Source organism: Streptomyces sp. NPDC002825 (assembly GCF_040295385.1).
Lineage (GTDB): Bacteria > Actinomycetota > Actinomycetes > Streptomycetales > Streptomycetaceae > Streptomyces.
Genome location: NZ_JBEOVH010000001.1, coordinates 184,365 through 209,616 on the forward strand (window position 1 = coordinate 184,365; position 25,252 = coordinate 209,616).

Here is a 25,252-nt window from a genome sequence, read left to right on the forward strand (position 1 = left end):
GCCGCGCCTCAGAACGTCTCGTCCGGGCCGTACCGCTCGTCCGTGGCCAGCGCCCAGATCACGAAGATCGAGATGGCCATGGAGAAGAGCGCCCACCACGGCTGGTAGGGCAGGAAGAGGAACTGGAAGAGGACGTTGAGGGAGGCCAGGGCGATACCGGCGACCCGGCCCCACTCGGCGCCCCTGAGGATGCCGAAGCCGGCGATGGCGACGATCACACCGAGGATGAGGTGGATCCAGCCCCAGGTGGTGAGGTTGAACTTGAAGACGTAGTCGCCGATGCGGGTGTAGACGTCGTCCTCGGCGATGCCTGCGATGCCCTGGAAGATGTCCATGAAGCCGGTGACCAGCATGAGGACGCCTGCGAAGAGGGTGCCGCCGGCGGCCCAGGCGCCGGAGGTGCTGCTCGGCTTGGTGCCCGACGGGCGGGGTGCGGTGTTCTGGCTCATGGCCCCATCGTCGGAGCGTTCGTACGATTCCGAACTTTCAACGGGGCCGAACGAGTGAGCGGAGGAAGGCGTCGAGGGCCGCGTCGAACTCCTCGGGCCGCTCCAGGTTCGGCAGGTGCGCCGCCCGCTCGATCACGGTGAGCGTGGACTGGGGGAGCAGGGCGTGCATCTCTTCCGCGTCCGCCACCGGGGTGTACGTGTCGTCCCGGCCGACGACGACGAGCGCGGGCACGGCGACCGTGCTGAGCGTCGCGCGGTAGTCGGGGCGTTCGGCCCGGCCGCGCAGGGCGGCGGCCGCGGCGACCGGGTCGGTGGCGGTCATCATGCGGTGGACGTGGGGTGCGGCGTGCGTGTTGTACGGGGCGACCATCCGGTCCAGCACCTCGTCGGCGTACCCGCGCATGCCGTCCCGCAGGAGCCGGTCGGCCATGGCGTTCCGGGCCTTCCTGCCGTCCTCGGTCTCGGCGGCGGGGAAGGTGTCGGCGAGGACGAGGCCCCGGACCCGCCCGGGATGGCGGCGGACGAGCTCCATGGCGATCTGGCCGCCCATGGAGAGGCCGGCGACGACGCACTCGTCGATGCCGAGGTCGTCGAGGAGGGCGACGAGGTCCTCGGCGAAGTCGCCGAGGCCGGTGGCGCCGGTCGTCGGACCGAGCGGAGTGGCGCCGTAACCCCGCAGGTCGGGGGCGATGACGCGGTGGGTGCGGGAGAAGCGGTCGATCTGCGGCTGCCACATCGTGTGGTCGAAGGGGTGGCCGTGGACGAGGAGGAGGGCGGGGCCGGTGCCCCGGTCCTCGTAGCAGGTGGTGGGCATGACGGCAGGCTAGGCAGCCCCAACTGGTCGGTGCAATAAGATATTTGCTCTCGGTGCAATCAGGGGGGGGCAGGGGCACGTGGAGGAGTACCGGAGGATCGCCGACCGGGTCGAGGCGGCCGTACGGGACGGGCGGCTGCGCCCCGGCGACCGGCTGCCGCCGCAGCGCACCTTCGCCCGCCGCCACGGGATCGCGAACTCGACGGCGATACGGGTGTACGGGGAGCTGGCCCGCCGGGGCCTCGTCGTCGGCGAGGTCGGGCGCGGCACCTTCGTCCGCGCCGCGCCCCCGCTGCCCGGGCCCGCGCTCGCCGAGGCGACCGGCGCCGCGCCCGTCGACCTCCAGCTCAACTACCCCTCCGCCGAAGGGCAGCCGGAGCTGATGGCCCGCGCGCTCGCGGCCCTCGCCCGGCCCGACGTGCTCGCCGAGGCCGTGTCCCGGCCGGCCGCCGCGACCGGCACGGCCGAGGCCCGTCAGGCGGCGGTGACCGTACTCGCCCGGCCCGGCTGGGCCCCCGACCCCGACGCCGTCCTCTTCGCCGGGAACGGCCGCCAGGCCATCGCCGCGGCGCTCTCCGCCCTCGTACCGCCCGGCGGCCGCCTCGGCGTCGAAGCGCTCACGTATCCCCTGGTCAAGGCCGTCGCGGAACGCCTCGGCATCCGCCTGGTACCGCTCGCCCTGGACGAAGAAGGAGTACGTCCCGAGGCCCTGGAGGCCACCCACCGGGGCGCGCCCCTCTCCGCCGTCTACCTCCAGCCCACCCTCCACAACCCGCTCTCCACGACCGCCGGGGAAGGACGGCGGGCCGAACTCGCCGAGCTGCTCCGGCGCCTGGACCTGACGGCCGTCGAGGACACCACCTGGGCCTTCCTCCTCCCCGACTCGCCCGCGCCGCTCGCCGCGCACGCCCCCGAGCGGGTCCTCCTCGTCGACAGCCTCTCCAAGCGGCTCGCCCCCGGACTGACCGTCGGGTACCTCGTGGTGCCGTCGCGGCTCCGGGCGCCGGTGGCCGACGCCCTGCGCTCCGGTGCCTGGACGGCCGGCGGGCTCGCGCTCGCCGCCGCCACCCGCTGGACCGGGGACGGGACGGTCGCCGAGGCGGTCGCGCTCAAGCGGGCGGACACGGAGGCCCGGCACGCCCTCGTGCGGCACCGGCTCGGCGACCAGGCCCTCCGGACCTCCCCGCACGCGTACTACTGCTGGTGGGAGCTGCCCGCGCCCTGGCGCGCCGAGACCTTCACGGCGGCGGCCGCCGCACGCGCGGGCGTGGCGGTCACCCCCGGCGGCGCCTTCGCCGTCGGCCGTGGCGTGGCGTTCGACGCGGTCCGCCTCGGCCTCGCGTCGCCGCCCCTTCCGGTCCTCGACGCGGCCCTGGCCCGCCTGGCGACGGTGGCCGCCGAGGGGCCTTGATCCAGTTGCGGGGCGCCGGGCGCGGGTGTGCCCTGGAGGGTGCGGGACCCGGAACCAGGGGGGCCAGAGACGAGGAGCTCCTGCCATGGCCGCACACGCAGCGGCGCCGACCAGGCGCCGGATCAGCACGCACGGCTGGGGACTCCCGGTCACGATCGGCGTCCTGTACGGCCTCTGGGCGCCGGTGATCGCCCGCGACGGCGGGGCGCTCAGCTGGGGACAGTTCTGGCTCGGCCTCATCTCGGCCGTCGTCCTCGCGGGCGCGCTGTACGGTCTCCACCGCTACCAGCACGTCCTCCCGCGCGAGGCGCGGGGCACCGCGTGGGGCGCGCTCGCCGGCATCGCGGTCGGCTTCCTCTTCAGCCTCTCCGACGCGAGCATCTACTCGTCGGTGCTGCTGGGGTTGATCGTGGGGGCGTGCGTGGGGGTCGCGGCGTACTACCTCTTCTACACACACGAGGACGCGGCGGGCCACCCGGCACCCTGGTGACGTTGTGGGCATGCGTTCCGCCGGGGCGGTGCCCCCCCGTTGTGGGCAGGCGTTCCGCAAGGGGCGATGGGGGTCCCCCCTGCTCGAGCGAAGCCGAGAGCTTGGGGGAGGGTGGGCACAACGGAACGGCGCCCTTGCCGACGCCAGAGGCTTCCGTGCCCTGACCCGCACCACCAGCTCGGTGCACATGGGGCGCGGGTCCAGGCGCGGAACGCGGAGGCGCCGCTGAGGGCGCCGTCCCGTGTGCCCACCCTCCCCCAAGCTCTCGGCTTCGCTCGAGCAGGGGGGACCCCCATCGCCCTGCGGGACGATTGCCCACACGGGGGGGGTGGGCCGGGGCACCGCCCAGGCCGGGTGCATGCCCGCCCCCCCGGGCCTCAGTCCAGGCGCAGGTCCGCCAGTTGCTTTTCGAACGGGACGATCTCCTCGTCGGCCGAGCGGCGCGCCGGCCGCGCCGCCACCACGTCCGCGAACTCGTTCCCCGCACGGGTGATCCGCGCCGGCAGCCCCTCCGTGTACGCGTCGCCGCCCGAGCCCCAGTCCTCCGAGGCCGCGTAGACCGCGGTGGGGGTGACGGAGGCGCGGAGGTAGGCGAAGAGCGGGCGCAGGGCGTGGTCCAGGACGAGGGAGTGGCGGGCCGTGCCGCCGGTCGCGCCGACGAGGACCGGGGTGCCGCTCAGCGCGGTCGGGTCGATCAGGTCGAAGAAGGACTTGAACAGGCCGCTGTAGGAGGCGGTGAAGACGGGGGTGACCGCGATGACCCCGTCCGCCGACGTCACCTTCTCGATGGCCTCCTCCAGCGCCGCCGAAGGAAAGCCCGTCACGAAGTTCTTCGCGATGTCGACGGCGAGGTCGCGCAGTTCGACGACCTCGACGTCGACGGCGTACTCCTGCTCGGCGAGCCGGTACCGGGCCGCCTGGAGGAGGCGGTCGGCGAGCAGCCGGGTGGAGGACGGGGAGCTCAGGCCGGCGGAGACGGCGACCAGCTTCAGCGTCTGCATGACCTCAGACCTCCTGCTTCGACGCGAGGACGGACGGGTGGAGCGGGGCGGTCTCCGGGACGCCGGCGGGCCGCAGGTTGGCGAACTCCTTGCGCAGCACCGGGACGACCTCCTCGCCGAGGATGTCGAGCTGCTCCAGGACCGTCTTGAGGGGCAGTCCGGCGTGGTCGACGAGGAACAGCTGGCGCTGGTAGTCGCCGACGTACTCGCGGAAGGACAGGGTGCGTTCGATGACCTCCTGCGGGGAGCCGACGGTCAGCGGGGTCTCGCGGCTGAACTCCTCCAGGGACGGACCGTGGCCGTAGACCGGGGCGTTGTCGAAGTACGGGCGGAACTCCCGTACCGCGTCCTGCGAGTTCTTCCGCAGGAAGACCTGGCCGCCGAGGCCGACGATGGCCTGCTCGGGGGTGCCGTGGCCGTAGTGCGCGTACCGCTGGCGGTAGAGCCGGACCATCTTCTCGGTGTGCTGCTTGGGCCAGAAGATGTGGTTCGCGAAGAAGCCGTCGCCGTAGTAGGCGGCCTGTTCTGCGATCTCGGGGGAGCGGATGGAGCCGTGCCAGACGAAGGGCGGGACGCCGTCGAGCGGGCGCGGGGTGGAGGTGAAGCCCTGGAGGGCGGTGCGGAACTTGCCCTCCCAGTCGACGACGTCCTCCCTCCACAGCTTGTGGAGGAGCGCGTAGTTCTCGATGGCGAGCGGGATGCCCTGGCGGATGTCCTGGCCGAACCACGGGTAGACCGGTCCGGTGTTGCCGCGGCCCATCATCAGGTCGACGCGGCCGTCGGCGAGGTGCTGGAGGGTCGCGTAGTCCTCGGCGATCTTCACCGGGTCGTTGGTGGTGATCAGCGTCGTGGACGTGGACAGGATCAGGTTCTCCGTGCGGGCGGCTATGTGCCCGAGGAGGGTCGTCGGGGAGGAAGGGACGAACGGCGGGTTGTGGTGCTCGCCGGTCGCGAAGACGTCGAGCCCGACCTCCTCGGCCTTGAGCGCGATCGCGACGGTGTTCTTGATGCGCTCGTGCTCGGTGGGGGTGCGGCCGGTGGTGGGGTCGGTCGTCACGTCGCCGACGGTGAAGATCCCGAACTGCATCGTGCTCACCTCTCGCGTTTCCTGCTGGTGGTTGAAGCTTAAACTATCCGCTCCAACGGCGCGACCCCCTGCTCTATTCCGGAGGCCCGTACCCTGGACGCCATGACCGAGAAGACGCACGACAACGAACGCTGGAAAGAGCGGGGCGTGATGCTCCGCGTCTTCGTGTACGTCTTCGCCACCCACGCCTTCGCGGGCTTCGTCTGGCTGCTCTTCTACGTCGGGCAGAACGCCCAGAAGTGAGGGCCGCCACACACCGCCCACCTGCGGCCCTCACGTAGAGTCCCCGACGTGAACGCTGCGATATCGGTGGTGTCGGTCGTCGGAATCGGCGCGGACGGCTGGGACGGGCTCCCCGAGAGCTCCCGCCGTGTCCTGCGCGCCGCCGAGGTCCTCATCGGCGCCCCCCGCCAGCTGGGCCTCCTGCCCGCCGCCGACTGCCCCGGCGAGCGGATCACCTGGCCCTCACCGCTGCGCCCCGCCGTCCCCGGACTGCTCGCCGCCCACGAGGGCCGCGCGATCGCCGTCCTCGCCAGCGGCGACCCCTCCTTCTACGGCATCGCCCGCACCCTCGCCGAGAGCGGCGCCGCCGGCCTTCACGTCCACCCGCACCCGTCCTCCGTCTCGTACGCCTGCGCCCGCCTCGGCTGGCCCCTCGAAGCCGTCGAGACCCTCTCCGTCGTCGCCCGGCCGCTCGCCGGGCTCTCCGCCGCCCTGCACGACGGCCGCCGGCTCCTCGTCCTCAGCGAAGGCGCCGACACGGCCGCGCGGGTCGCGGACCTGCTCCGCACGACCGGCTGGGGCGGCACCCGGATCCGCGTCCTCGAACAGCTCGGCGGCCCCGCCGAGCGGGTCCTCGACGGGACCGCCGCCGACTGGCCCCACGAGCGCACCGACGCCCTCAACGTCCTCGCCCTCGACTGCGTACGCGACCCCGGCACCCTCCGGCTCGGCGCCGTGCCCGGGCTCCCCGACGAGGCGTACGAGCACGACGGCCAGCTCACCAAGCGGTACGTGCGCGCCGCCACCCTCGCCGCCCTCGCACCCGCCCCCGGCGAACTCCTCTGGGACGTCGGCGGCGGCTCCGGCTCCATCGGCGTCGAATGGATGCGGAGCCACCGCTCCTGCCGGGCGATCGCCGTGGAGAAGTCCCCCGAGCGGGCCGCCCGCATCACGCGCAACGCCGACACCCTCGGCGTACCCGGCCTGCGCGTCGTCACCGGCCCGGCCCCCGCCTCGCTCGCCGGGCTTCCGGCCCCCGACGCGGTCTTCGTCGGCGGCGGCCTCACCGCCCCCGGCCTGCTCGACACCTGCTGGGAGGCCCTGGCACCCGGCGGCCGGCTCGTCGCCAACACCGTCACCCTCGAATCCGAGGCGCTGCTCGCCCAGTGGTACGGCCGCCACGGCGGCGAACTCGTCCGGCTCGCCGTCTCCACCGCCGTGCCCGTGGGCGGCTTCACCGGCTGGCGCCAGGCCATGCCCGTCACGCAATGGTCCGTAACGAAGGGTTGTACCGACTCATGACCGTCTACTTCATCGGAGCGGGCCCCGGCGCGGCCGACCTCATCACCGTGCGCGGCGCGCGGACCCTCGCGAAGTGCGGGGTCTGCCTCTACGCCGGCTCGCTCGTCCCCACCGAGCTGCTCGCGGAGTGCCCGCCGGACGCCAGGCTCGTCGACACGGCCCGGCTGGACCTGGACCAGATCGTCGCGGAGATCACCGCCGCCCACGAGGCCGGCCAGGACGTGGCCCGGCTGCACTCCGGCGACCCGTCGGTGTTCAGCGCGGTCGCCGAGCAGATGCGGCGGCTCGACGCGGCCGGGATCCCGTACGAGGTCGTGCCGGGCGTCCCCGCGTTCGCGGCGGCCGCGGCGGCGCTGAAGCGGGAGCTGACGGTCCCGACGGTCGGCCAGACGGTCATCCTCACCCGCATCGCCCAGCAGGCCACCCCGATGCCGGAGGGCGAGGACCTCGCGACCCTCGGGCGCAGCGGCGCCCTGCTCGTCCTCCACCTGGGCGCCCGCTACGTCGACCGGATCGTCTCCGAGCTGGTCCCCCACTACGGCGCCGACTGCCCGGTGGCCGTGGTCGCGATGGCGAGCCGGCCGGACGAGGTGATCCTGCGCGGCACCCTCGACGACATCGCGGAGCAGGTGAAGGCGGCGGGCATCACGAAGACGGCGGTGATCATCGTCGGCCGCACGCTCGCGGCCTCGGAGTTCCGCGACAGCCACCTGTACGACCCGGCGAGGGACCGCCACACCTGCTGACACGCCGGCGGCCGGACCCCTGTGTGGGGTCCGGCCGCCGTGCGGTCGCCGTGGGGCTCAGGCGTTGGGCCGCTTGCCGTGGTTCGCCTTCTTCTTCTTGCGGGCCCGCTTCTTGTTGCCGCGCTTGGCCATGGGACTCCCTCTCGCTCGGGGACGCTGCCCTCGCAAGCCTAGGTTCGGGGCCGGGGGCCCGCATGTCGGTGCCAGGGGCTTGAATGGCCCACGTGACCGTTTACGACGTGGCCCGGGCGCTGCCGGGCATCGAGGAACTGCGCGACCACTCCCGGGGTCTCGCGATGCTGGACGCCGTCCTGAGCCCGGAGTGGGAGAGCCGGTACTACTCCTTCGACGCGCACTGGTCGGAGCGCGAGCAGCTGGCGTCCATGAAGGACGGTCAGGGAGACGAGTACACGATCGTCCTCTCGCCGGCGGGGGCGTTCGCCCGCGTCTTCGCCCACGAGTCGCCGCTGAGCCCGTTCGGGGAGCTCGCGGACGGGCAGACCTGGCCGGGGGTGCTCGACGGGGTGCCGGAGGCGTTCGCCGAGTACCTGACGGAGCCCGCGTTCACGGACGAGGACGGGGTGCACGTGACCACGGCCTGCATGTGGCGCGAGCCGACGGACACGGCCTGGCACACGGGCACGGTCGAGTACCCCGACGCGGGCGACGACCGCGAGGACCCGGACGGCTCGGGCCGCCTCCTCCACCTGCTCGTGGACCGCTCGGCGGAGGCGTACGCCGAATGGGCGTCGGACTACTACGAGACCCCGGTCGACCTGGAGGCCGTACGCCACGTCCTGGCCCTGCGCCCGCTGACGCCGGAGCTGGTGGCGACCCTCAACCCGGAGGTGGAGCTCGCGGACCTGGCCGAGGACATCGCGGAGATCGGCTACCCGACGGAGGCCTGACGGGGCTCGGCCCGCTCCGGCGGGGGCGGGCTCGTGGGGGCGGGTGCGGCCGGCGCGGGGACTGCGGGGACTAAGGCCCTGGCGGGGGTTACGCGCCCGCCGGTCCAGCCGCGCCCGCCGGCCCCGCCACCGACGACCGTCCCACCACCGTCCCCGCGCGGTCGATGCAGATCACGTCCACCGCGACCGGCGCGCCGCGCAGGACGGCCAGGGACTCGTCGCGGGCGCGGGCGGCGACCAGGTCGCCCAGGGGGACGGCTGCCGCCTCACAGAGGCGGAGGGCGGCGAGGCCCGTGTTGGCCTCGGCGATCTCGCCGGCCAGGGACTCCGACGCGCCGCCCGTGCGGGCCAGGTCCGCGAGGAAGGCCTTGTCGACCTGGGAGCGGGCCGAGTGGAGGTCCAGGTGCCCGGCGGCCAGCTTGGAGAGCTTGGCGAAGCCGCCGCAGATCGTGAGCCGGTCGACGGGATGGCGGCGGATGTACTTGAGGACGGCGCCCGCGAAGTCGCCCATGTCGAGGAGGGCGATCTCGGGGAGGTCGTAGATCCCGGTGACCGTGCGCTCCGACGTGGAGCCGGTGCAGCCGGCGACGTGGGTGAGGCCGCCCGCGCGGGCCACGTCGACGCCCCGGCGAATGGAGTCGATCCAGGCGGAGCAGGAGTAGGGGACGACGACGCCGGTCGTGCCGAGGATCGACAGGCCGCCGAGGATGCCGATGCGGGGGTTCCAGGTGGAGCGGGCGATCTCGGCGCCGTTGTCGACGGAGATCGTGATCTCGACGTCGCCGGGGGCGTCGTGCGCGGCGGCGACGGCGGCGACGTGCTCGCGCATGAGCTGCCTCGGCACGGGGTTGATCGCCGGCTCGCCGACCTCCAGGGGCAGACCGGGGAGGGTGACGGTGCCGACGCCGTCGCCGGCGCGGAAGACGACGCCGGAGCCGGCCGGCAGGAGCCGCACCGTCGAGCGGATCACGGCCCCGTGCGTGACGTCCGGGTCGTCGCCCGCGTCCTTGACGACGGCGGCCATGGCGGAGCCGCCCGTCAGGGACTCGGCGGTCAGCGCGAAGGACGGGGTCTGGCCCTTCGGCAGGGTGATCGTCACCGGGTCGGGGAAGTCGCCGGTGAGCAGCGCGGTGTACGCGGCGGTGGTGGCCGCCGTCGCGCAGGCACCGGTCGTCCAGCCCGGGCGGAGGCCGGTGTGCTTGAGTTGGGCCTCACGCCCGCCGCCTGTACTCACGAAGAGGCTCCTGTGCACGTACTCATTCTCGGCGGGACCACCGAGGCCCGCGCCCTCGCCGGACTGCTGCACGGCGAGACCGGCGTACGGGTCACCAGCTCCCTCGCGGGCCGGGTGGCGAGCCCGCGGCTGCCGGCCGGGGAGGTCAGGATCGGCGGCTTCGGCGGTGTCGAAGGCCTGGCCGCGTGGCTGCGGGAGCACGCCGTGGACGCGGTCATCGACGCCACCCATCCCTTCGCCGAGCGGATCAGCTTCAACGCGGCCGGGGCGGCCGCCACCGCCCATGTTCCCCTGCTGGCCCTGCGCCGCCCCGGCTGGGTCCCGGTGGACGGCGACGACTGGCACCCGGTCGCGTCCCTGGAGGAGGCGGCGGGGGCCCTGGACGGGCTGGGTGACCGGGTGTTCCTGACGACCGGCCGCATGGGCCTGGCGGCCTTCGCCGACTGCCCGCAGTGGTTCCTGGTCCGCTCGGTGGACGCCCCGGACACCCCGGTGCCGGCCCGCACGGAGCTCCTTCTGGACCGTGGCCCGTTCACCCTGGCCGGCGAGCGTGAGCTGCTCGCCCGGCACCGGATCGACGTGGTGGTGACGAAGGACAGCGGCGGCGCGGCGACGTCCCCGAAACTGACGGCGGCCCGCGAGGCGGGCCTCCCGGTCGTCGTGGTGCGCCGCCCCCCGGTCCCGGAGGGCGTCCCGACGGCGGCGACCCCCGAGGAGGCCGCCGCCTGGGTGGCTACCCGCTGACGGGCGTGCACGGGGGAACGCCCGTGTGACGCGCGGGTGGGGGCAGGGTTGTCCTCGCCCCCACCCCGGATCTCAGCCGTACCGGCGCGGTGTCCACGCGATCGTGCGCCCGTCGCCCCGCTCGACCGCCCGGGTCTGCGAGGAGCCGATCAGGAGCAGGGTCCGCATGTCGACCTCCGAGGGGTCCAGGGTCTTCAGCGTCAGGATCCGGACCGACTCCTCGGGGCCGCCGACGTCGCGGGCGACGACCACCGGGGTCTCCGGGGCGCGGAGTTCGAGGAGGAGGTCGCGGGCCGCGGCCACCTGGTGGGTGCGGGACCTGGAGCCCGGGTTGTAGAGGGCGATGACCAGGTCGGCGCCCGCCGCCGCGCGGAGCCGGGACTCGATGACGTCCCAGGGCTTGAGCCGGTCGGAGAGGGAGATCGTCGCGTAGTCGTGGCCGAGGGGGGCGCCCGCCGCCGCTGCCGCCGCGTTCGCCGCCGTCACCCCCGGGAGGACCCGTACGGGCACGTCCGCGTACTCCGGTTCGCAGGCCACCTCGAGGACAGCCGTCGCCATGGCGAAGACGCCCGGGTCGCCGCCCGAGACGACCGCGACCTTCCGGCCGCGCCGGGCCAGGTCGAGGGCGAACTCGGCGCGTTCGGACTCGACCTTGTTGTCGGAGCCGTGCCGGATCTGCCCGGGGCGCAGGACGGGGACCCGGTCCAGGTAGGTGGTGTAGCCGACGAGGACGTCGGCGTTGACGAGCGCGCCCCGCGACTCGGGGGTGAGCCAGGGCGCCCCGGCCGGGCCGGTGCCGACGACGGTGACCTCGCCCGCCTCCCGCACGGGGGGCTCCTGGTCGATGCGGGAGGGCAGGACGGCGACGGAGAAGTACGGGACGGAGTCGGGGTCGATCTCGGACAGGGTGCCCGTCCGCTCGCCGGCCATGAACGCCCGCTCCACGTACCGCGCGTCGTCCAGCCGGCCCGCCCGCTCGAGGGCGCGCTTGACCGTCGGGAAGGTGCGGCCCAGCTTCATCACGACCGCCGAGTCCGTGCCCGCCAGGCGGGCCGTCAGCTCGTCCTCCGGCAGGGTGCCGGGGATGATCGTGAGGACCTCCTCCGCCTCGCACAGCGGCTCGCCGAGCCGGGCGGCCGCGGCGCTGACCGAGGTCACGCCGGGGATGACGGTCGTGTCGTAGCGGTCCGCGAGCCGCTTGTGCATGTGCTGGTACGAGCCGTAGAACAGCGGGTCGCCCTCGGCGAGGACCGCGACGGTGCGCCCGGCGTCCAGGTGCGCGGCGAGGCGGGCCGAGGCCTCCTCGTAGAAGTCGTTCAGGGCGCCCCGGTAGCCGCCCGGGTGGTCCGTGGTCTCCACCGTGAGCGGGTACATCAGCCGCTCCTCGATGTGGTCCTCGCGGATGTGCTCGGCGGCGATGGAGCGGGCTATGGAGCGGCCGTGGCGCGCCGAGTGGTAGGCGATCACGTCGGCGGAGGCGATGGCCTTCACGGCGGCGACGGTCATCAGGTTCGGGTCGCCGGGGCCGAGGCCCACGCCGTAGAGCTTGCCGGTGGTCATGCCTGGATCTCCGCTTCGTGGGCGAGGGCGTTGATCGCGGCGGCCGTCATCGCGCTGCCGCCGCGCCGGCCCCGTACGACCAGGTAGTCGAGGCCGAGGGTGTTCTCGGCCAGCGCGTCCTTGGACTCGGCGGCGCCGATGAAGCCGACCGGGATGCCGAGGACGGCGGCGGGCTTGCCCGCGCCCTTCGCGATCATCTCCAGGAGGTGGAAGAGGGCGGTCGGCGCGTTGCCGATGGCGACGACGGAGCCTTCGAGGCGGTCCCGCCACAGTTCGAGGGCGGCGGCCGAGCGGGTGGTGCCGAGCTCGGCGGCGAGGCCGGGGACGGCCGGGTCGGAGAGGGCGCAGAGCACCTCGTTGTCGGCGGGCAGCCGCTTGCGGGTGACACCGCTGGCGACCATCTGCGCGTCGCAGAGGATGGGGGCGCCGGCGCGGAGGGCGGCGCGGGCGCTCGCGACGACCTGCGGCGAATACGCGATGTCCTGCACGAGGTCGGTCATGCCGCAGGCGTGGATCATCCGGACCGCCACCTGGGCGACGTCGGCGGGCAGGCCCGCGAGGTCCGCCTCGGCGCGGATGGTGGCAAAGGACCGGCGGTAGATCTCCGTCCCGTCCTTCTCGTAGTCGAACATCCTGGTGCTCTCGCTCATCTCGTGTGGGTCGGCAGGCTGCGGGCCGTGGTCACTGCTTCGGGCAGGGAGGTGCGGGGGGTGGGGACGCCGTCCACCAGGTAGGTGTGGTCGCCGGTGGCGAGGACGTCGACCCAGGTGCCGTGCGGGTGGCCGCAGCGGCGCTCGCACCCGGAGTAGTGGACGGGCAGGCCCCCGCGGTGGACGAGGCCGGCGTCCGTGCGTACGTCGGCGAGGGACTTGGCGCAGCCGGGCCGCCCGGTGCAGGCGCTGACCCCGACCGAGGGCAGGTCCGGCCGGGTGACCAGGCCGTACGTCTCCAGGCCGGGCAGCCGGTCGGCCGGGGCCCCGACGACGACCACTCCCCGCCAGGGGGTCAGCCGCAGCTCCTCGGCCCCGTCGGCCAGGGCCCGCAGCTGGGCGGCCGTCAGCCGGCCGAGCGGGGCGAGGACGTGCAGGGCCCGGTCGCCGAGCGGACCGGGGGCGGGCGGCGGGGACACGGGAAGCTGCGGTACGGGTACGGGCTCCGCCGCGATCCCGGCCCGCGCGAGGGCCCCGGCCCAGTCCGGCACGTGCGCGTCGGGCAGCTCGTGCGGCCGCCAGGCCCCGTTCCCGGCGGCCTCGGCGGCGTCGAGGAACGCGAGGGCGGCGGTGAGGGCGGCGGGGACGGCGTCGGCGGCGGCGAGCCGCAGGACCAGCGAGCCGAGCCGCAGCAGGACGGACCCGTCCGGTCCTGCGATCAAGCTCACATCGCCGCCGAGTCCGGCGACGTCCCCGCGTCCGTCGTCGAGGAGGAACAGGAACCGTCCCGAAAGGGACGCGGCCCGGGGCTCGGCGCACAGGGCGGCATCGAGCTCACGCGCCCACAACTGCACGTCCGCGTAGCCGAGTCCGTCGAGGCCGGCGGCCGGCGAGGCCACGATGTTGCGGACGCGTTCGTGGGTGGGGGAGGGCAGCAGCCCCGCCCCGGCCAGGAGCTCGGCCAGCTCCGCCCCGCAGCCCTCGCCGAGGCCGCGCAGCTCGGCGTTGCCGCGCGAGGTGATGCTGATCCGCCCGTCGCCGAGGGCTTCGGAGGCCCGGGCCAGAACCTCTGCCTGATGGACCGTCAGGCGTCCTGCGGGCAGGCGCAGTCGGGCGAGGCGTCCGTCGTCGGCGGGGTGCAGGCGCAGCGCCCCGGGGCAGGCGTCGCCACGGTCCCGTATGCGAACTTCGCCCGGTTCGGGCGTCGGAGGTGGGGTGGGCGGCATGGCGGCGAGCATACCCACGGGGAACCGGCCGGCCACTGGGTGTGATCCGGTCGACCCCGCCGTTCCCTGGGGCCCGTCGACGCCACGATCTAGGATGCAGATCGGCATGGGGTCCCAGGACCCCGGGGAGGAAGCCCGGTGAGAATCCGGCGCGGTCCCGCCACTGTGAGCCCGTACCCGCGAGGGGACGGGTGAGTCAGGAACTCCCGCCGTCCACTGACCACCCGGGGCGCGGACAACCCCGAGGAAGGGCCTGAGCTCGCCATGCTCCTGCTGCTGTCGCACTCCGACACCGACCTGCTCAGCGCCCGCGCGGCCAATGCCGCCCAGGCCGAGGGAGCGGTCGCGTACCGCTTCGCCAACCCCTCCCGGCTCCCCCTCGCCGACCTCCCGGACCTGCTCGACGGCGTCGACCTGGTCGTCGTCCGGCTCCTCGGCGGCGTCCGCTCCTGGCAGGAGGGCCTGGACACGGTCCTCGCCGCCGGAAAGCCGGTCGTCGTGCTCAGCGGCGAACAGGCCCCCGACGCCCAGCTGATGGAGGCCTCCACCGTCCCCGTCGGCGTCGCCACCGAGGCGCACGCCTATCTGGCGCACGGTGGCCCGGCCAACCTGGAGCAGCTGGCCCGTTTCCTCTCCGACACCGTCCTGCTCACCGGCCACGGCTTCGAGGCCCCGGCCGCCGCCCCCACCTGGGGCCCGCTGGAGCGGACCGCACGGAACGAGACCGGCCCCACCGTCGCCGTGCTCTACTACCGCGCCCACCACATGAGCGGCAACACCGCCTTCGTCGACGCCCTCTGCGGCGCCATCGAGGACGCCGGCGCCCGGGCGCTCCCGCTGTACGTGGCGTCCCTGCGCGCCCCCGAGGCGGAGCTCGTCGACACCCTGCGCACGGCCGACGCGATCGTCACCACCGTCCTCGCCGCCGGCGGCACCAAGCCCGCCGAGGCGCAGGCCGGCGGCGACGAGGAGGCCTGGGACGCGGGCGCGCTCGCCGCGCTCGACGTGCCGATCCTCCAGGCCCTGTGCCTGACCGGCTCCCGGTCGGCGTGGGAGGAGAACGACGAGGGCCTCTCCCCGCTCGACGCCGCCAGCCAGGTCGCCGTGCCCGAGTTCGACGGCCGGCTCATCACCGTCCCGTTCTCCTTCAAGGAGATCGACGCCGACGGTCTGCCCGCGTACGTCGCCGACGCCGAGCGCGCCGCCCGCGTCGCCGGCATCGCCGTCCGGCACGCCCGGCTCCGTCACATCCCGAACGCCGAGAAGAAGCTGGCGCTCGTCCTCTCCGCGTACCCGACGAAGCACTCCCGCATCGGCAACGCCGTCGGTCTCGACACCCCCGCCTCCGCCGTCGCCCTGCTGCGCCGGCTGATCGCCGAGGGGTACGACTTCGGGCCCGAGGCCGACCTCCCGGGTCTGGTCTCCGGCGACGGCGACGAGCTGATCTACGCCCTCATCGAGGCCGGCGGCCACGACCAGGACTGGCTGACCGAGGAGCAGCTCGCGAAGAACCCGGTCCGCATCCCGGCCGCCGACTACAAGCGCTGGTACGCGACGCTGCCCGCCGAGCTCCGCGAGCAGGTGGAGGAGCACTGGGGTCCGGCGCCGGGCGAGATGTTCCTCGACCGGTCCCGCAACCCGGAGGGGGACATCGTCCTCGCCGCCCTGCGGCGCGGGAACCTCCTGGTCCTCATCCAGCCGCCGCGCGGCTTCGGCGAGAACCCGATCGCGATCTACCACGACCCCGATCTCCCGCCGTCCCACCACTACCTGGCCGCCTACCGCTGGATCGCCGCCCGCGCCGAGGACGGCGGCTTCGGCGCCGACGCCATGGTCCACCTGGGCAAGCACGGCAACCTGGAGTGGCTGCCCGGCAAGAACGCCGGCCTGTCCGCCGCCTGCGGCCCCGACGCGGCCCTCGGCGACCTGCCGCTGATCTACCCGTTCCTCGTCAACGACCCGGGCGAGGGCACCCAGGCCAAGCGGCGCGTCCACGCGACCCTCGTCGACCACCTGGTGCCGCCGATGGCCCGCGCCGACTCGTACGGAGACATCGCGCGCCTGGAGCAGCTCCTCGACGAGTACGCGCAGATCAGCTCGATGGACCCGGCGAAGCTCCCGGCCATCCGCGCCCAGATCTGGACTCTGATCCAGGCCGCGAAGCTCGACCACGACCTCGGTCTCGAGGAGCGCCCGGAGGACGACGGCTTCGACGACTTCCTGCTGCACGTCGACGGCTGGCTGTGCGAGGTCAAGGACGCCCAGATCCGCGACGGCCTGCACGTCCTCGGCGGCGCCCCGGTGGGCGAGGCCCGGGTCAACCTGGTCCTCTCCATCCTGCGCGCCCGCCAGATCTGGGGCGGTACGCAGGCGCTGCCGGGCCTGCGCGAGGCGCTGGGCCTGGACGAGTCGGCCGCGACCCGCACGAGCGCCGACGCCGTCGAGGCCACGGCCCGCGCGCTGGTCCAGGCGATGGAGGACGCGGACTGGGACGAGGCCGCGATCCCGGGCATCACCGACGGCCACGGCCACGACGTCCGGGAGGTGCTGTACTTCGCCGCCCGCCAGGTCGTGCCGCGCCTCGCCGCCACCACGGACGAGCTCGCGCACGCCGTGCACGCGCTCAACGGCGGCTTCGTGCCGGCCGGTCCGTCCGGCTCCCCGCTCCGTGGCCTGGTCAACGTCCTGCCGACCGGCCGGAACTTCTACTCGGTCGACCCGAAGGCCGTGCCGTCCCGGCTCGCCTGGGAGACCGGCCAGGCGCTCGCGGACTCGCTCCTGGAGCGCTACCGCACCGACAACGGCGAGTGGCCGACCTCCGTCGGCCTCTCCCTCTGGGGTACGAGCGCGATGCGCACCGCGGGCGACGACGTCGCCGAGGCGCTCGCCCTGCTCGGCGTCCGCCCGCTGTGGGACGAGGCCTCGCGCCGTGTGAACGGCCTGGAGCCGATCCCGCTCGCCGAGCTCGGCCGCCCGCGCATCGATGTGACGCTGCGCATCTCGGGCTTCTTCCGGGACGCGTTCCCGCACGTCATCGGCCTCCTCGACGACGCCGTACGGCTGGTGGCGGGCCTGGAGGACGAGTCCGCCGAGGACAACCACGTGCGGGCGCACGCGCAGGCCGACCTCGCCGAGCACGGCGACGAGCGGCGCGCGACCACCCGCATCTTCGGCTCGCGCCCCGGCACGTACGGCGCGGGCATCCTCCAGCTGATCGACAGCCGCGACTGGCGCACGGACGCCGACCTCGCGGAGGTCTACACGGTCTGGGGCGGCTATGCCTACGGCCGTGGTCTCGAAGGCCGCCCGGCCCGGGAGGAGATGGAGACCGCGTACAAGCGGATCGCGGTCGCCGCGAAGAACACGGACACCCGCGAGCACGACATCGCCGACTCCGACGACTACTTCCAGTACCACGGCGGCATGGTCGCGACCGTCCGCGCGCTGACGGGCACGGCCCCCGAGGCGTACATCGGCGACTCGACCCGCCCGGAGACCGTCCGCACCCGCACGCTCGTCGAGGAGACCTCCCGGGTCTTCCGGGCGCGGGTGGTCAACCCGCGCTGGATCGAGGCGATGCGCCGCCACGGCTACAAGGGCGCGTTCGAGCTGGCGGCGACCGTCGACTACCTCTTCGGGTACGACGCGACGACGGGTGTCGTCGCCGACTGGATGTACGACAAGCTCACGCAGGAGTACGTCCTCGACGAGACGAACCAGGCCTTCCTCAAGGAGGCCAACCCCTGGGCCCTGCACGGCATCGCGGAGCGCCTCCTGGAGGCCGAGTCGCGCGGCATGTGGGAGAAGCCGGACCCGGAGACGCTGGCCGCGCTGCGGCAGGTGTTCCTGGAGACGGAGGGCGACCTGGAGGGCGAGGGCTAAGCGCCGACGAGGGCCGGGGCCAGTTCGAGGACCCGGCCCCGGTACCCCGAGGGCTGAGCCCCGACGAGGGCCGGGGCCGGTTCGAGGACCCGGTCCCGGTACCCCGAGGGCTAAGCGCCGACGAGGGCCGGGGCCAGTTCGAGGACCCGGCCCCGGTACCCCTCCCTCAGCCGCCGGTCGTGGCTGACCACGATCAGCGTGCCCCGGTACTCCGCGAGCGCGGCCTCGATCTCCTCCACCAGGCCCGGGGCCAGGTGGTTGGTCGGCTCGTCGAGGAGGAGCAGATCGGCGGGGGAGGTCACCAGGCGGGCCAGTTCCAGCTTGCGGCGCTGGCCGGTCGACAGCAGCCGGACCGGGGTCGTCAGATCCCGGCCCTCGAAGAGCCCGAGGGCGAGCAGTTCGTCCTCGCGGCCCTCTCCGAAGGCCTCGCCCACCGTACGGGGGTCGAGGGGTGGGGTCGTGTCCTGGCGGAGCAGCCCGACCCGGGCGGGCACGGTCACCGTGCCGGCGTCCGGGGCGAGTTCGCCCGCCAGGATCCGGAGGAGGGTGGTCTTTCCGGCGCCGTTGGGCCCGGTGAGCAGGAGGCGTTCGCCCGGGTCGAGGTGGAGGGCGTCGAGGCGGAGTCGGCCGTCGACGCGTATCGCGGTGAGGTCGACGGGCGCGCCTTCCCCGGTGATGTGCGTGCGGAACCGGAGGGGTTCCGGCGGTGCGGGCACGGGGTGAGCGGTGAGCCGTGCGATCTTCTCGCGGGCCGCGCGGATGCGGCTCATCGCACCGTGAGCCCGTGAGCGGGCACGGAAGGCGCCCGCCCCGCTGAACGCGGCCGGGGCCTTGCGGGGGATCGCGGAGAAGCGGTCGATGTGGGTGTCGGCGAGGGCCCGGTGGCGGGCGAGTTCGGCCTTCCACTCCTCGTACTCACGCTGTCTGCGGGCCCGTTCGGCGGCGCGGCCGGTGAGGTAGCCGCTGTAGCCGTCGCCGTACCGCCGCACGGTGTGGCGGTTCTCGTCGACCTCCAGGACGGCGGTGGCGACCCGGTCGAGGAAGACCCGGTCGTGGGAGACGGCCACGACGGTGCCCCGGTGGGCGCGCAGCCGTTCCTCCAGCCAGGCGACGCCCTCGTCGTCGAGGTCGTTGGTCGGCTCGTCGAGCAGCAGGAGTTCGGGCTCGGCGGCGAGGACGGCGGCGAGGGCGAGCCGGGAGCGCTGCCCGCCGGAGAGCGTCCCGAGCGGCCGGTCGCGGTCGAGCGGGCCGTGCTCGCCGAGCCGCCGCAGGGTGGTCTCGACGCGCCGGTCGGCCCCGGCGCCGCCCCGTGCCTCGTACGCGGCGAGCAGTCCGGCGTATCCGGCGAGGTCGCCGGTGGAGTCGAGCTGCGTCTCGGCCGTACGGATGGCCCGCTCCAGGTCCCGGAGCTCCGCGAGCGCGTGGTCGACGGCGTCGCCGACGGTCGCTTCCGCCGGGAGTTCGAGGGTCTGGGCGAGGTGGCCGAGGCCGCCGGGGACGTCGACGGTCACGGTGCCGTTGTCGGGGGTCTCCAGGCCGGCGAGGAGCCGGAGGAGGGTGGACTTCCCGGAGCCGTTGTCGCCGACGACGCCGAGGCGTTCGCCGGGGCGGACGGTGAGGGAGACCCGGTCGAGGACGGTCCGGTGCTGCACGTACCGGTCGTCGTAGCGCTTGGTGACGTCGATGAGTCGGGCACGGAACAAGGGCGACCTCCTGCCGTCGGGGACACGGACGCGAGACGTGACGTCTCGCTGGGATGACGGTACGGCACGTCGGGAGGCATGACAAGACGATACGTCTCGTCTTGGTAAAGGCGGTCAGGAGGAGGCTGTGCGCAGGACCAGTGCCGCCCCCGCGACCAGGGTCAGCACCGCCGCCGGCGCCAGCTCGTAGTCCTTCACGCGCAGGTGGGAGATGACGGCGCCGGCGAAGTAGAGCACCAGGCCCACTGCCGCGGCCTCGCCGAGGAGCGGGACGAAGAGTCCCGCGAGCAGGCCGAGCGCGCCCGCCGTCTTCGCCGTCGCGAGCCACGGCAGCGCGCTCTCCGGTACGCCGACCTTGGTCATGCTGCCCATGACCTGCGGGTTCTTGGTGAACGTCATGAAGGCGGAGCCGAGTGACGCGAGCGCGAGCAGGGAAGCGACCACGGCGTAGGCGATGAGCATGGAGGTACTCCAACGATCTGGGGACGAAAACCGTTGAAGCGTAACAACGATTGCCCTCGCTCCACAATTGCCTTGTTGTTACGGTGGACGACATGGCTGCTCTCCCGTCCGACCGCCTCGGCTTCCTCCTCTCCTTCCGCGGCGAGCTCACCGGTGCGCGCATCCGCGCCGCCCTGGGCGTCGCCGGACTGCACCCGAGGAACGCGATGACGCTGATGCAGCTCGCGCCCGGGGCGATGAGCCAGCGGGACCTGGCCGCCGCGATGGAGGTCGATCCCAGCCAACTGGTGGCGATCCTCAACGAGTTGGAGGCCGACGGGCTCGCCGAGCGGCGGCGCGACCCGGCCGACCGCCGCCGCCACATCGTGGAGATCACCGAGGCCGGCGCGGCGGCCCTGGGGCGGGTCGACGCGGCCGTGGGCCAGGCCGAGCGCGAGCTCTTCGGCGACCTGACCGAGGCCGAACAGGCCGTGCTGCGGGGCCTGCTCGACCGGGTCGTGGTCGACCCGGCCGCCCACGAGTGCGGAGAGTAGAAAGTCCGACGGATTCGGGTGAACTCCGATGAGTTCCGGTGGGACCGGGGGTCTACCCCCTGAAAGGCCCACCACCGAGGAGATCACCATGGCCGAGACCGACACCCGCACCCTGGACACCGCCGGCGCGACCCTGCGCTACGACGTGCGTCCCGGCACCGGCCCCCACGAGCGCCCCCTGCTGCTGATCGGCTCCCCCATGGACGCGAGCGGCTTCACCACGCTCGCCTCCCACTTCGCCGACCGGACCGTCGTGACGTACGACCCGCGCGGAGTGGGCCGCAGCGAGCGCACCGACGGCGTCGCGGAGACGCTGCCCGAAGAGCACGCCGACGACCTGGCCCGGCTGGTCGAGGCGCTCGGCGCCGGCCCCGTCGACGTCTTCGCGAGCAGCGGCGGCGCGGTCAACGCTCTCGCGCTCGTGGCCCGCCGCGGCGACCTGGTCCACACCCTCGTCGCGCACGAGCCGCCGACGGCCCAGGTCCTGCCGGACCGGGAGGCGGCCCTCGGGCTGTGCGCGGACGTCCACACGACCTATCTGCGCGAGGGCTGGGGTCCCGCGATGGCCAAGTTCCTCGCGCTGACCATGCGGCAGGGCGAGATCCCGGCGGACTGGGCCGCCGAGCCGGCGCCCGACCCGGCCGCGTTCGGCCTTCCGGCCGAGGACGACGGTTCGCGCGGCGACCCGCTGCTGGGGCAGAACATGCGCGGCTGCACCTCCTACCGGCCCGACTTCACCGCCCTGCGCGCCGCGCCGACCCGGATCGTCGTCGCCGTCGGCAAGGAGTCCGAGGGCACGTTCGCCGCGCGGGCGGCGGTCGGTGTCGCCGAGGGGCTCGGCACTCCGGTCGCCGTGTTCCCGAGCCACCACGGGGGCTTCCTGGGCGGCGAGTTCGGTCAGCAGGGCGCCCCGGCGGAGTTCGCCGAGGCGCTGCGGGCCGTCCTGGAGGGCGACCGGGGCTGACGGGCCCTACGTGTTCGGGCCCTACTTGTTCGCGTTCTTCGCGGCGGCGGCCTGAGCGGCGCCGGACTTCTCGGCGGCCGCCGCGTCGACGTTGCCGAGGCCCAGCTTCAGGAGCTGCGCCGGGTTCGCGGCCGTGTCGCGGATCGTCTGCATGATCGCGGCCGCGTCCAGGCCCTGCTGGTGCAGGAGCGCGGCCACGGCGGAGACGTACGGCGAGGCCATCGACGTGCCGGACAGCTTCCCGTACCCCGAGGTGTTCTTCAGGGTCTCCTTCGTCGTGTACGTCGGGAGGGTCGACAGGATGTCGACGCCGGGGGCCGACACGGCGTTCTGCGCGCCGAAGTTGGTGAAGGAGGCGGGCCTCCCGCCCTCGTCGGCGGCGTTGACCACGAGGACCGGGGTGTCGATCCTGTACGGCTGGAGCGCGGTGGAGTCGTTGCCCGCGGCGGCGACGACGACCGCGCCCTTGCTGTTGGCGTGCGTGATGGCCTGGTTGAGGATGCCGCCCTTGAGGAGCCGGGCCATCAGGCCGGACTCGCCGAGGGACAGGTTGATGACGTCGGCGCCGTGGTCGGCGGCCCAGACGATGCCCTTGGTGATGTTCGCGTCGCTGCCGCTGCCGTCGGCTCCGAGCACCCGGACCGGCATGATCCTGGCCCCGGGCGCGCCGCCCGCCACCCCGAGGCCGTTGTCGGTGTGGGCGGCGGCGATGCCGGAGACGTGGGTGCCGTGGCCGTTCAGGTCCTTGGGCTCGTCGTCGCCGTCGACGAAGTCGTAGCCGTCGACGAGCCGGCCCTTGAGGTCGGGGTGGTCGAGGTCGACGCCGGTGTCGACGACGGCGATGACGGTGTCCTCGCCCTTGGAGGCCGTCCAGGCGTCCGGCATCTTCAACGCGTCCAGGCCCCATTGCTGACCGCGCAGCGGGTCCGGCTCGCCGTCGTCGCCGCAGCCGGTGACGAGCCCGGCGGTGAGGGCGGCGAAGGCGGTGAAGGCGGCGAGGGTGGTCGGCCGACGGAGCATGAAGATCTCCCCATTCGTATGCATTCGTCTGCGTTCGACCCAGTGAACAGCCGGTTCGGGCGCGTCGCATCTCGAAGATCTCTCCGCCACAACCTGCATTGTTCTAGTAGAGTGCAAACAATGGAGGTTTTCATGAACCGTGCCACGCCTCGGCTCCGCGGGCTCGCCGCGCTGCCGTTCGTCCTCGCTCTCGCCGCCCACCTGCTGGTCCTCGCCCTCGGGTACGACCGGCTCCCCGACCCCCTGGCCACCCACTTCGGCGGCGGGGGCGAGGCCGACGGCTTCACGGGCCGCGCCGCGTTCACCGCCATCAGTACGGCCCTGCTCCTGAGTCTCGGCGCCGGCTGGACGCTCCTCGTCCGCCGCCACGCCCTGTGGGGAGCCTGGGCGACCGCCGGTTTCATGGGGGCGCTCCTCGTCCTTCTCGTACGGGACAACCTGGACGCGGCCGACGCGGCGCAGGTCGCCTCGCCCCTCGCCAACCTCACGGCCGCGGCAGCGGTCGGGGGCCTCTTCGCCCTCGCCGGCCGGGCCATGACCCGGCTCGTCCCCGAGGAGAAGGCCGAAGCCGGTACGACGGACGGCCCGCGGCTCTCGCTCCGCGCGAGCGAGGTCGCCGGCTGGAGCCGCGCCACCGCGTCCCGGCCGCTCACCGCCCTCGCGCTGCTCGCCCTCGCCGCCACGCCGGCCGTCCTGCTCCTCGCCCCCTGGCCGGCCGCGCTGCTCGGCCTCCTCGGCCTGGTCATCGGCGTGCCGGGCCTCGCGCTCGCGCGGGTGCGGGTCACCGTCGACAGGCGCGGCCTCACGGTCCGGCCTTCCCTCTCCTCCCGGCCCCGGATCCGGGTGCCGCTCGACGAGGTCGCGGGCGCGGATGTCCGGGACGTCGACGCCGTCGCCGACTTCGGCGGCTGGGGCTACCGGGTCCGGGCCCACCGGACGGGCGTCGTGCTGCGCTCCGGCGAGGCCCTCGTCGTACGGCGGACCGGCGGGCGCGAGTTCGCCGTCACCGTGCCCGACGCGGGGACCGCCGCCGCGCTCCTCAACACGCTCGCCGAACGGCATGGGAAGGTCTGACCGTGCTCTTCCGTGTCGACCCGGCCTCCGCCGTCCCCCTCGGCGACCAGATCGCCGCCTGCGTCCGGGGCGCCCTCGCCGACGGCTCCGCCGCCCCCGGCGAACGCCTCCCGGCCGCCCGCGAACTCGCCGACTCCCTCGGCGTGAACGTCCACACCGTCCTGCGTGGCTACCAGCGGCTCCGCGAGGAGGGCCTCATCGAACTCCGCCGCGGCCGGGGCGCCCTGATCGTCCCGGGCGCCACGGCCCCGGACCGGGCCCGCCTGATCGCCCGCCTGAGAGAGGCGGCGACGGAGGCCCGAGAACTGGGCCTGACGGACGAGGAGTTCCTGAACCTGGCCAGAACGAGCCTGGGCTAACTCCGCCCCCCCGCCGCCGTGTCGCCCCGCGCCCGTGCGGGACGGTGCCCACTGCCGTGTGGGCAATCGTCCCTCCCCCAGACTTCGTCCGGGGGGACCCCCAGGGCGGGACGGGTGGGCACACGGGACGGCGCCCTTAGCGGCGCCTCCGCGTTCCGCGCCTGGACCCGCACCACGACGGCGCCGTACCTGCGGGTGCGGGTCACGGCGCGGAAGCCTCTGGCGCCGGCATGGGCGCCGTCCGTTGTGCCCACCCGTTCCGCCCTGGGGGCACCTCCCGGACGAAGTCTGGGGGAGGAACGCCTGCCCACAACGGGGCATGGGCGCCGCCCACGACGGGCATGGGCGCCGCCCACGACGGGTACCGCTCACCCCAGCTCACGCACCGGCGCCCCCGCGAGGAACGCCTCGATGTCCGACACCGCCTCCCCGAAGTACCGCCCGTAGTTCCCCTCCGTCACATAGCCCAGATGGGGGAGGGCCAGGACGTTCGGCAGGGTCCGCAGCGGGTCGTCGGCGGGCAGCGGCTCCGTCTCGTACACGTCGAGGCCCGCCCCCGCGATCCAGCCCTCGCGCAGCGCCCGCAGCAGTGCCCCGCCGTCGACCAGACCCGCCCGGGAGGTGTTGACGAGGTACGCGGACGGGCGCATCGCCCGCAGCTCCGGCTCCCCTACCAGGCCCCGGGTGCGGTCGGAGAGCACCAGGTGCAGCGAGACGAAGTCGCTGGTCGCGAACAGGTCCCGCTTGTCCTTCGCGAGCCGTGCGCCGTGCTCGGCGGCCCGCTCCTCCGTGAGGTTCGGGCTCCACGCGGCGACCTCCATGCCGAAGGCGAGAGCGATCCGGGCCACCTTGGCGCCGATCTTCCCGAGGCCGACGAGGCCGAGGGTCCGGCCGGCCAGGTCGGAGCCGACGGTCGACTGCCACGGCCCGCCCTCCCGCAGGGCCCGCGCCTCCGCCGGTACGTGCCGGGCGAGGCCGAGGAGGAGCGCCCAGGTCAGTTCGGTGGGCGGCTCGGAACTGCTGGCCGTGCCGCAGACGGTGACGCCCCGCTCGCGGCAGGCCGCGAGGTCGATCGAGGCGTTCCGCATGCCGGAGGTGATCAGCAGCCGGAGCCGGGGAAGCCGGGCGAGGAGCTCCGCGTCGACCGGGGTCCGCTCCCGCATCACCACGAGGATCTCGCAGTCCTCGACGGCGGCGACGAGCGCGTCCCGGTCGGTCAGGTGCTCGCGCAGCACGCGGACGTCCACGCGGTCGGCGAGCGGGCTCCAGTCGGCGGAGGTGAGGGCGACGCCCTGGTAGTCGTCGAGTACGGCGCAGCGCAGCTTCATGCCCGCATGATCGCGCACGCCCCGCCGGCTGCCCAGAGCGGGCGGCGGGGCGCGGACCGGGCGCGTGCGGCGGTCGCGCCCGT

The 25,252-nt window shown here is 74.1% G+C and carries 25 protein-coding genes and 1 riboswitch; of the genes, 12 read left to right on the forward strand and 13 right to left on the reverse strand.

The features are described from left to right. Window positions 1-8 precede the first annotated feature (8 nt). Both ABT041_RS00845 and ABT041_RS00850 read right to left on the reverse strand, forming a co-directional pair. A complete protein-coding gene (locus ABT041_RS00845; RefSeq protein ID WP_351176808.1) occupies window positions 9-449 on the reverse strand; it encodes a DUF7144 family membrane protein in 441 nt (146 codons plus the stop codon). 37 nt (window positions 450-486) lie between these two features. Further along, window positions 487-1,263: an alpha/beta fold hydrolase gene (locus ABT041_RS00850; RefSeq protein ID WP_351176810.1), complete on the reverse strand. Its 777-nt coding sequence runs from the start codon at window positions 1,261-1,263 to the stop codon at window positions 487-489. A gap of 79 nt (window positions 1,264-1,342) precedes the next feature. Between ABT041_RS00850 and ABT041_RS00855 the strand changes: the two genes are divergently transcribed. Both ABT041_RS00855 and ABT041_RS00860 read left to right on the forward strand, forming a co-directional pair. After that, the gene (locus tag ABT041_RS00855; protein WP_351176813.1) at window positions 1,343-2,674 is read left to right on the forward strand and encodes an aminotransferase-like domain-containing protein; all 1,332 of its coding nucleotides are present in this window, start codon (window positions 1,343-1,345) and stop codon (window positions 2,672-2,674) included. A gap of 85 nt (window positions 2,675-2,759) precedes the next feature. After that, window positions 2,760-3,164 (forward strand): hypothetical protein, encoded by a 405-nt coding sequence (locus ABT041_RS00860; protein ID WP_351176815.1) that lies wholly within the window; start codon window positions 2,760-2,762, stop codon window positions 3,162-3,164. A 377-nt stretch (window positions 3,165-3,541) separates the two neighbouring features. Here ABT041_RS00860 and ABT041_RS00865 read toward each other — a convergent pair whose 3' ends face one another. Then, a complete protein-coding gene (locus ABT041_RS00865; protein WP_351176818.1) occupies window positions 3,542-4,165 on the reverse strand; it encodes an FMN reductase in 624 nt (207 codons plus the stop codon). 4 nt (window positions 4,166-4,169) lie between these two features. After that, a complete protein-coding gene (locus ABT041_RS00870; RefSeq protein ID WP_351177621.1) occupies window positions 4,170-5,252 on the reverse strand; it encodes an LLM class flavin-dependent oxidoreductase in 1,083 nt (360 codons plus the stop codon). Window positions 5,253-5,354: 102 nt separating this feature from the next. On the opposite strand from ABT041_RS00870, the gene ABT041_RS00875 reads away from it, so the two are divergent. Genes ABT041_RS00875 through cobM form a run of 3 tightly spaced genes read left to right on the forward strand, consistent with a single transcriptional unit; the run spans window position 5,355 to window position 7,522 of the window. Beyond that, window positions 5,355-5,495 carry a DUF6126 family protein gene (locus ABT041_RS00875; RefSeq protein ID WP_351176821.1) on the forward strand — a complete coding sequence of 47 codons (141 nt, stop codon included), beginning with the start codon at window positions 5,355-5,357 and terminating at the stop codon, window positions 5,493-5,495. A gap of 48 nt (window positions 5,496-5,543) precedes the next feature. Next, the gene (gene cbiE, locus ABT041_RS00880) at window positions 5,544-6,776 is read left to right on the forward strand and encodes a precorrin-6y C5,15-methyltransferase (decarboxylating) subunit CbiE (protein ID WP_351176824.1); all 1,233 of its coding nucleotides are present in this window, start codon (window positions 5,544-5,546) and stop codon (window positions 6,774-6,776) included. Then, window positions 6,773-7,522 carry a precorrin-4 C(11)-methyltransferase gene (gene cobM, locus ABT041_RS00885; protein WP_351176826.1) on the forward strand — a complete coding sequence of 250 codons (750 nt, stop codon included), beginning with the start codon at window positions 6,773-6,775 and terminating at the stop codon, window positions 7,520-7,522. The genes cbiE and cobM overlap by 4 nt, the downstream gene beginning before the upstream one ends. Window positions 7,523-7,579: 57 nt before the next feature. Here the strand turns inward: cobM and ABT041_RS38970 are convergent, their stop codons facing one another. Continuing rightward, window positions 7,580-7,654, reverse strand: coding sequence for a 50S ribosomal protein bL37 (locus ABT041_RS38970; protein WP_099895366.1), 75 nt, complete (start codon window positions 7,652-7,654; stop codon window positions 7,580-7,582). Between the two features lie 83 nt (window positions 7,655-7,737). Here ABT041_RS38970 and ABT041_RS00890 point away from each other — a divergent pair, with 83 nt between their 5' ends. Next, complete coding sequence (locus tag ABT041_RS00890; protein WP_351176828.1) at window positions 7,738-8,430, forward strand: hypothetical protein; 693 nt, start codon at window positions 7,738-7,740, stop codon at window positions 8,428-8,430. Window positions 8,431-8,518: 88 nt separating this feature from the next. On the opposite strand, the gene ABT041_RS00895 is transcribed toward ABT041_RS00890, so the two are convergent. Beyond that, on the reverse strand, window positions 8,519-9,664 hold the full coding sequence (locus tag ABT041_RS00895; RefSeq protein WP_351176831.1) for a cobalt-precorrin-5B (C(1))-methyltransferase: 1,146 nt from the start codon (window positions 9,662-9,664) through the stop codon (window positions 8,519-8,521). 12 nt (window positions 9,665-9,676) lie between these two features. Between ABT041_RS00895 and ABT041_RS00900 the strand changes: the two genes are divergently transcribed. Continuing rightward, window positions 9,677-10,408, forward strand: coding sequence for a cobalt-precorrin-6A reductase (locus ABT041_RS00900; protein ID WP_351176834.1), 732 nt, complete (start codon window positions 9,677-9,679; stop codon window positions 10,406-10,408). A gap of 72 nt (window positions 10,409-10,480) precedes the next feature. On the opposite strand, the gene cobJ is transcribed toward ABT041_RS00900, so the two are convergent. From cobJ to ABT041_RS00915, 3 genes are read right to left on the reverse strand one after another with little or no spacing between them, the layout of a single operon-like run. After that, window positions 10,481-11,968 (reverse strand): precorrin-3B C(17)-methyltransferase, encoded by a 1,488-nt coding sequence (cobJ, locus tag ABT041_RS00905; protein ID WP_351176837.1) that lies wholly within the window; start codon window positions 11,966-11,968, stop codon window positions 10,481-10,483. Continuing rightward, window positions 11,965-12,618: a precorrin-8X methylmutase gene (locus tag ABT041_RS00910; RefSeq protein WP_502976315.1), complete on the reverse strand. Its 654-nt coding sequence runs from the start codon at window positions 12,616-12,618 to the stop codon at window positions 11,965-11,967. Before ABT041_RS00910 ends, cobJ begins: the two co-directional genes overlap by 4 nt. After that, window positions 12,615-13,856, reverse strand: coding sequence for a ferredoxin-like domain-containing protein (locus tag ABT041_RS00915; RefSeq protein ID WP_351176840.1), 1,242 nt, complete (start codon window positions 13,854-13,856; stop codon window positions 12,615-12,617). Before ABT041_RS00915 ends, ABT041_RS00910 begins: the two co-directional genes overlap by 4 nt. Before the next feature lie 73 nt (window positions 13,857-13,929). Continuing rightward, window positions 13,930-14,072, forward strand: a riboswitch (cobalamin riboswitch). 36 nt (window positions 14,073-14,108) lie between these two features. On the opposite strand from ABT041_RS00915, the gene cobN reads away from it, so the two are divergent. After that, window positions 14,109-17,726, forward strand: a complete 3,618-nt coding sequence (gene cobN, locus ABT041_RS00920) for a cobaltochelatase subunit CobN (RefSeq protein ID WP_351176842.1) — start codon at window positions 14,109-14,111, stop codon at window positions 17,724-17,726. A gap of 110 nt (window positions 17,727-17,836) precedes the next feature. Here the strand turns inward: cobN and abc-f are convergent, their stop codons facing one another. Together abc-f and ABT041_RS00930 are read right to left on the reverse strand one after the other, a co-directional pair. Continuing rightward, a complete protein-coding gene (gene abc-f, locus ABT041_RS00925; RefSeq protein ID WP_502976316.1) occupies window positions 17,837-19,429 on the reverse strand; it encodes a ribosomal protection-like ABC-F family protein in 1,593 nt (530 codons plus the stop codon). A gap of 114 nt (window positions 19,430-19,543) precedes the next feature. After that, a complete protein-coding gene (locus tag ABT041_RS00930; RefSeq protein ID WP_351176845.1) occupies window positions 19,544-19,891 on the reverse strand; it encodes a DoxX family protein in 348 nt (115 codons plus the stop codon). 92 nt (window positions 19,892-19,983) lie between these two features. Between ABT041_RS00930 and ABT041_RS00935 the strand changes: the two genes are divergently transcribed. Continuing rightward, complete coding sequence (locus ABT041_RS00935) at window positions 19,984-20,424, forward strand: MarR family winged helix-turn-helix transcriptional regulator (RefSeq protein WP_351176848.1); 441 nt, start codon at window positions 19,984-19,986, stop codon at window positions 20,422-20,424. Between the two features lie 88 nt (window positions 20,425-20,512). Beyond that, window positions 20,513-21,388 (forward strand): alpha/beta fold hydrolase, encoded by an 876-nt coding sequence (locus ABT041_RS00940; RefSeq protein ID WP_351176851.1) that lies wholly within the window; start codon window positions 20,513-20,515, stop codon window positions 21,386-21,388. Window positions 21,389-21,409: 21 nt separating this feature from the next. Here ABT041_RS00940 and ABT041_RS00945 read toward each other — a convergent pair whose 3' ends face one another. Then, window positions 21,410-22,408 carry a S8 family peptidase gene (locus ABT041_RS00945; protein ID WP_351176854.1) on the reverse strand — a complete coding sequence of 333 codons (999 nt, stop codon included), beginning with the start codon at window positions 22,406-22,408 and terminating at the stop codon, window positions 21,410-21,412. Between the two features lie 132 nt (window positions 22,409-22,540). Here ABT041_RS00945 and ABT041_RS00950 point away from each other — a divergent pair, with 132 nt between their 5' ends. Continuing rightward, complete coding sequence (locus ABT041_RS00950) at window positions 22,541-23,482, forward strand: SdpI family protein (RefSeq protein WP_351176857.1); 942 nt, start codon at window positions 22,541-22,543, stop codon at window positions 23,480-23,482. A 2-nt stretch (window positions 23,483-23,484) separates the two neighbouring features. Continuing rightward, window positions 23,485-23,841, forward strand: coding sequence for a GntR family transcriptional regulator (locus ABT041_RS00955; RefSeq protein ID WP_351176860.1), 357 nt, complete (start codon window positions 23,485-23,487; stop codon window positions 23,839-23,841). Window positions 23,842-24,209: 368 nt separating this feature from the next. Here the strand turns inward: ABT041_RS00955 and ABT041_RS00960 are convergent, their stop codons facing one another. After that, the gene (locus ABT041_RS00960; RefSeq protein ID WP_351176863.1) at window positions 24,210-25,169 is read right to left on the reverse strand and encodes a D-2-hydroxyacid dehydrogenase family protein; all 960 of its coding nucleotides are present in this window, start codon (window positions 25,167-25,169) and stop codon (window positions 24,210-24,212) included. Window positions 25,170-25,252: the final 83 nt, after the last annotated feature.

Coding starts and splice junctions, on each gene's coding strand:
- ABT041_RS00915 (WP_351176840.1), bottom strand. CDS start 13,856: ATGCTCGCCGCCATGCCGCCCACCCCACCTCCGACGCCCGAACCGGGC.
- ABT041_RS00960 (WP_351176863.1), bottom strand. CDS start 25,169: ATGAAGCTGCGCTGCGCCGTACTCGACGACTACCAGGGCGTCGCCCTC.
- cobM (WP_351176826.1), top strand. CDS start 6,773: ATGACCGTCTACTTCATCGGAGCGGGCCCCGGCGCGGCCGACCTCATC.
- cobJ (WP_351176837.1), bottom strand. CDS start 11,968: ATGACCACCGGCAAGCTCTACGGCGTGGGCCTCGGCCCCGGCGACCCG.
- ABT041_RS00950 (WP_351176857.1), top strand. CDS start 22,541: ATGAACCGTGCCACGCCTCGGCTCCGCGGGCTCGCCGCGCTGCCGTTC.
- ABT041_RS00890 (WP_351176828.1), top strand. CDS start 7,738: ATGGCCCACGTGACCGTTTACGACGTGGCCCGGGCGCTGCCGGGCATC.
- ABT041_RS00850 (WP_351176810.1), bottom strand. CDS start 1,263: ATGCCCACCACCTGCTACGAGGACCGGGGCACCGGCCCCGCCCTCCTC.
- ABT041_RS00910 (WP_502976315.1), bottom strand. CDS start 12,618: ATGAGCGAGAGCACCAGGATGTTCGACTACGAGAAGGACGGGACGGAG.
- cobN (WP_351176842.1), top strand. CDS start 14,109: ATGCTCCTGCTGCTGTCGCACTCCGACACCGACCTGCTCAGCGCCCGC.
- ABT041_RS00875 (WP_351176821.1), top strand. CDS start 5,355: ATGACCGAGAAGACGCACGACAACGAACGCTGGAAAGAGCGGGGCGTG.
- ABT041_RS00935 (WP_351176848.1), top strand. CDS start 19,984: ATGGCTGCTCTCCCGTCCGACCGCCTCGGCTTCCTCCTCTCCTTCCGC.
- ABT041_RS00845 (WP_351176808.1), bottom strand. CDS start 449: ATGAGCCAGAACACCGCACCCCGCCCGTCGGGCACCAAGCCGAGCAGC.
- ABT041_RS00860 (WP_351176815.1), top strand. CDS start 2,760: ATGGCCGCACACGCAGCGGCGCCGACCAGGCGCCGGATCAGCACGCAC.
- ABT041_RS00940 (WP_351176851.1), top strand. CDS start 20,513: ATGGCCGAGACCGACACCCGCACCCTGGACACCGCCGGCGCGACCCTG.
- ABT041_RS00870 (WP_351177621.1), bottom strand. CDS start 5,252: ATGCAGTTCGGGATCTTCACCGTCGGCGACGTGACGACCGACCCCACC.
- ABT041_RS00865 (WP_351176818.1), bottom strand. CDS start 4,165: ATGCAGACGCTGAAGCTGGTCGCCGTCTCCGCCGGCCTGAGCTCCCCG.
- ABT041_RS00930 (WP_351176845.1), bottom strand. CDS start 19,891: ATGCTCATCGCCTACGCCGTGGTCGCTTCCCTGCTCGCGCTCGCGTCA.
- ABT041_RS00945 (WP_351176854.1), bottom strand. CDS start 22,408: ATGCTCCGTCGGCCGACCACCCTCGCCGCCTTCACCGCCTTCGCCGCC.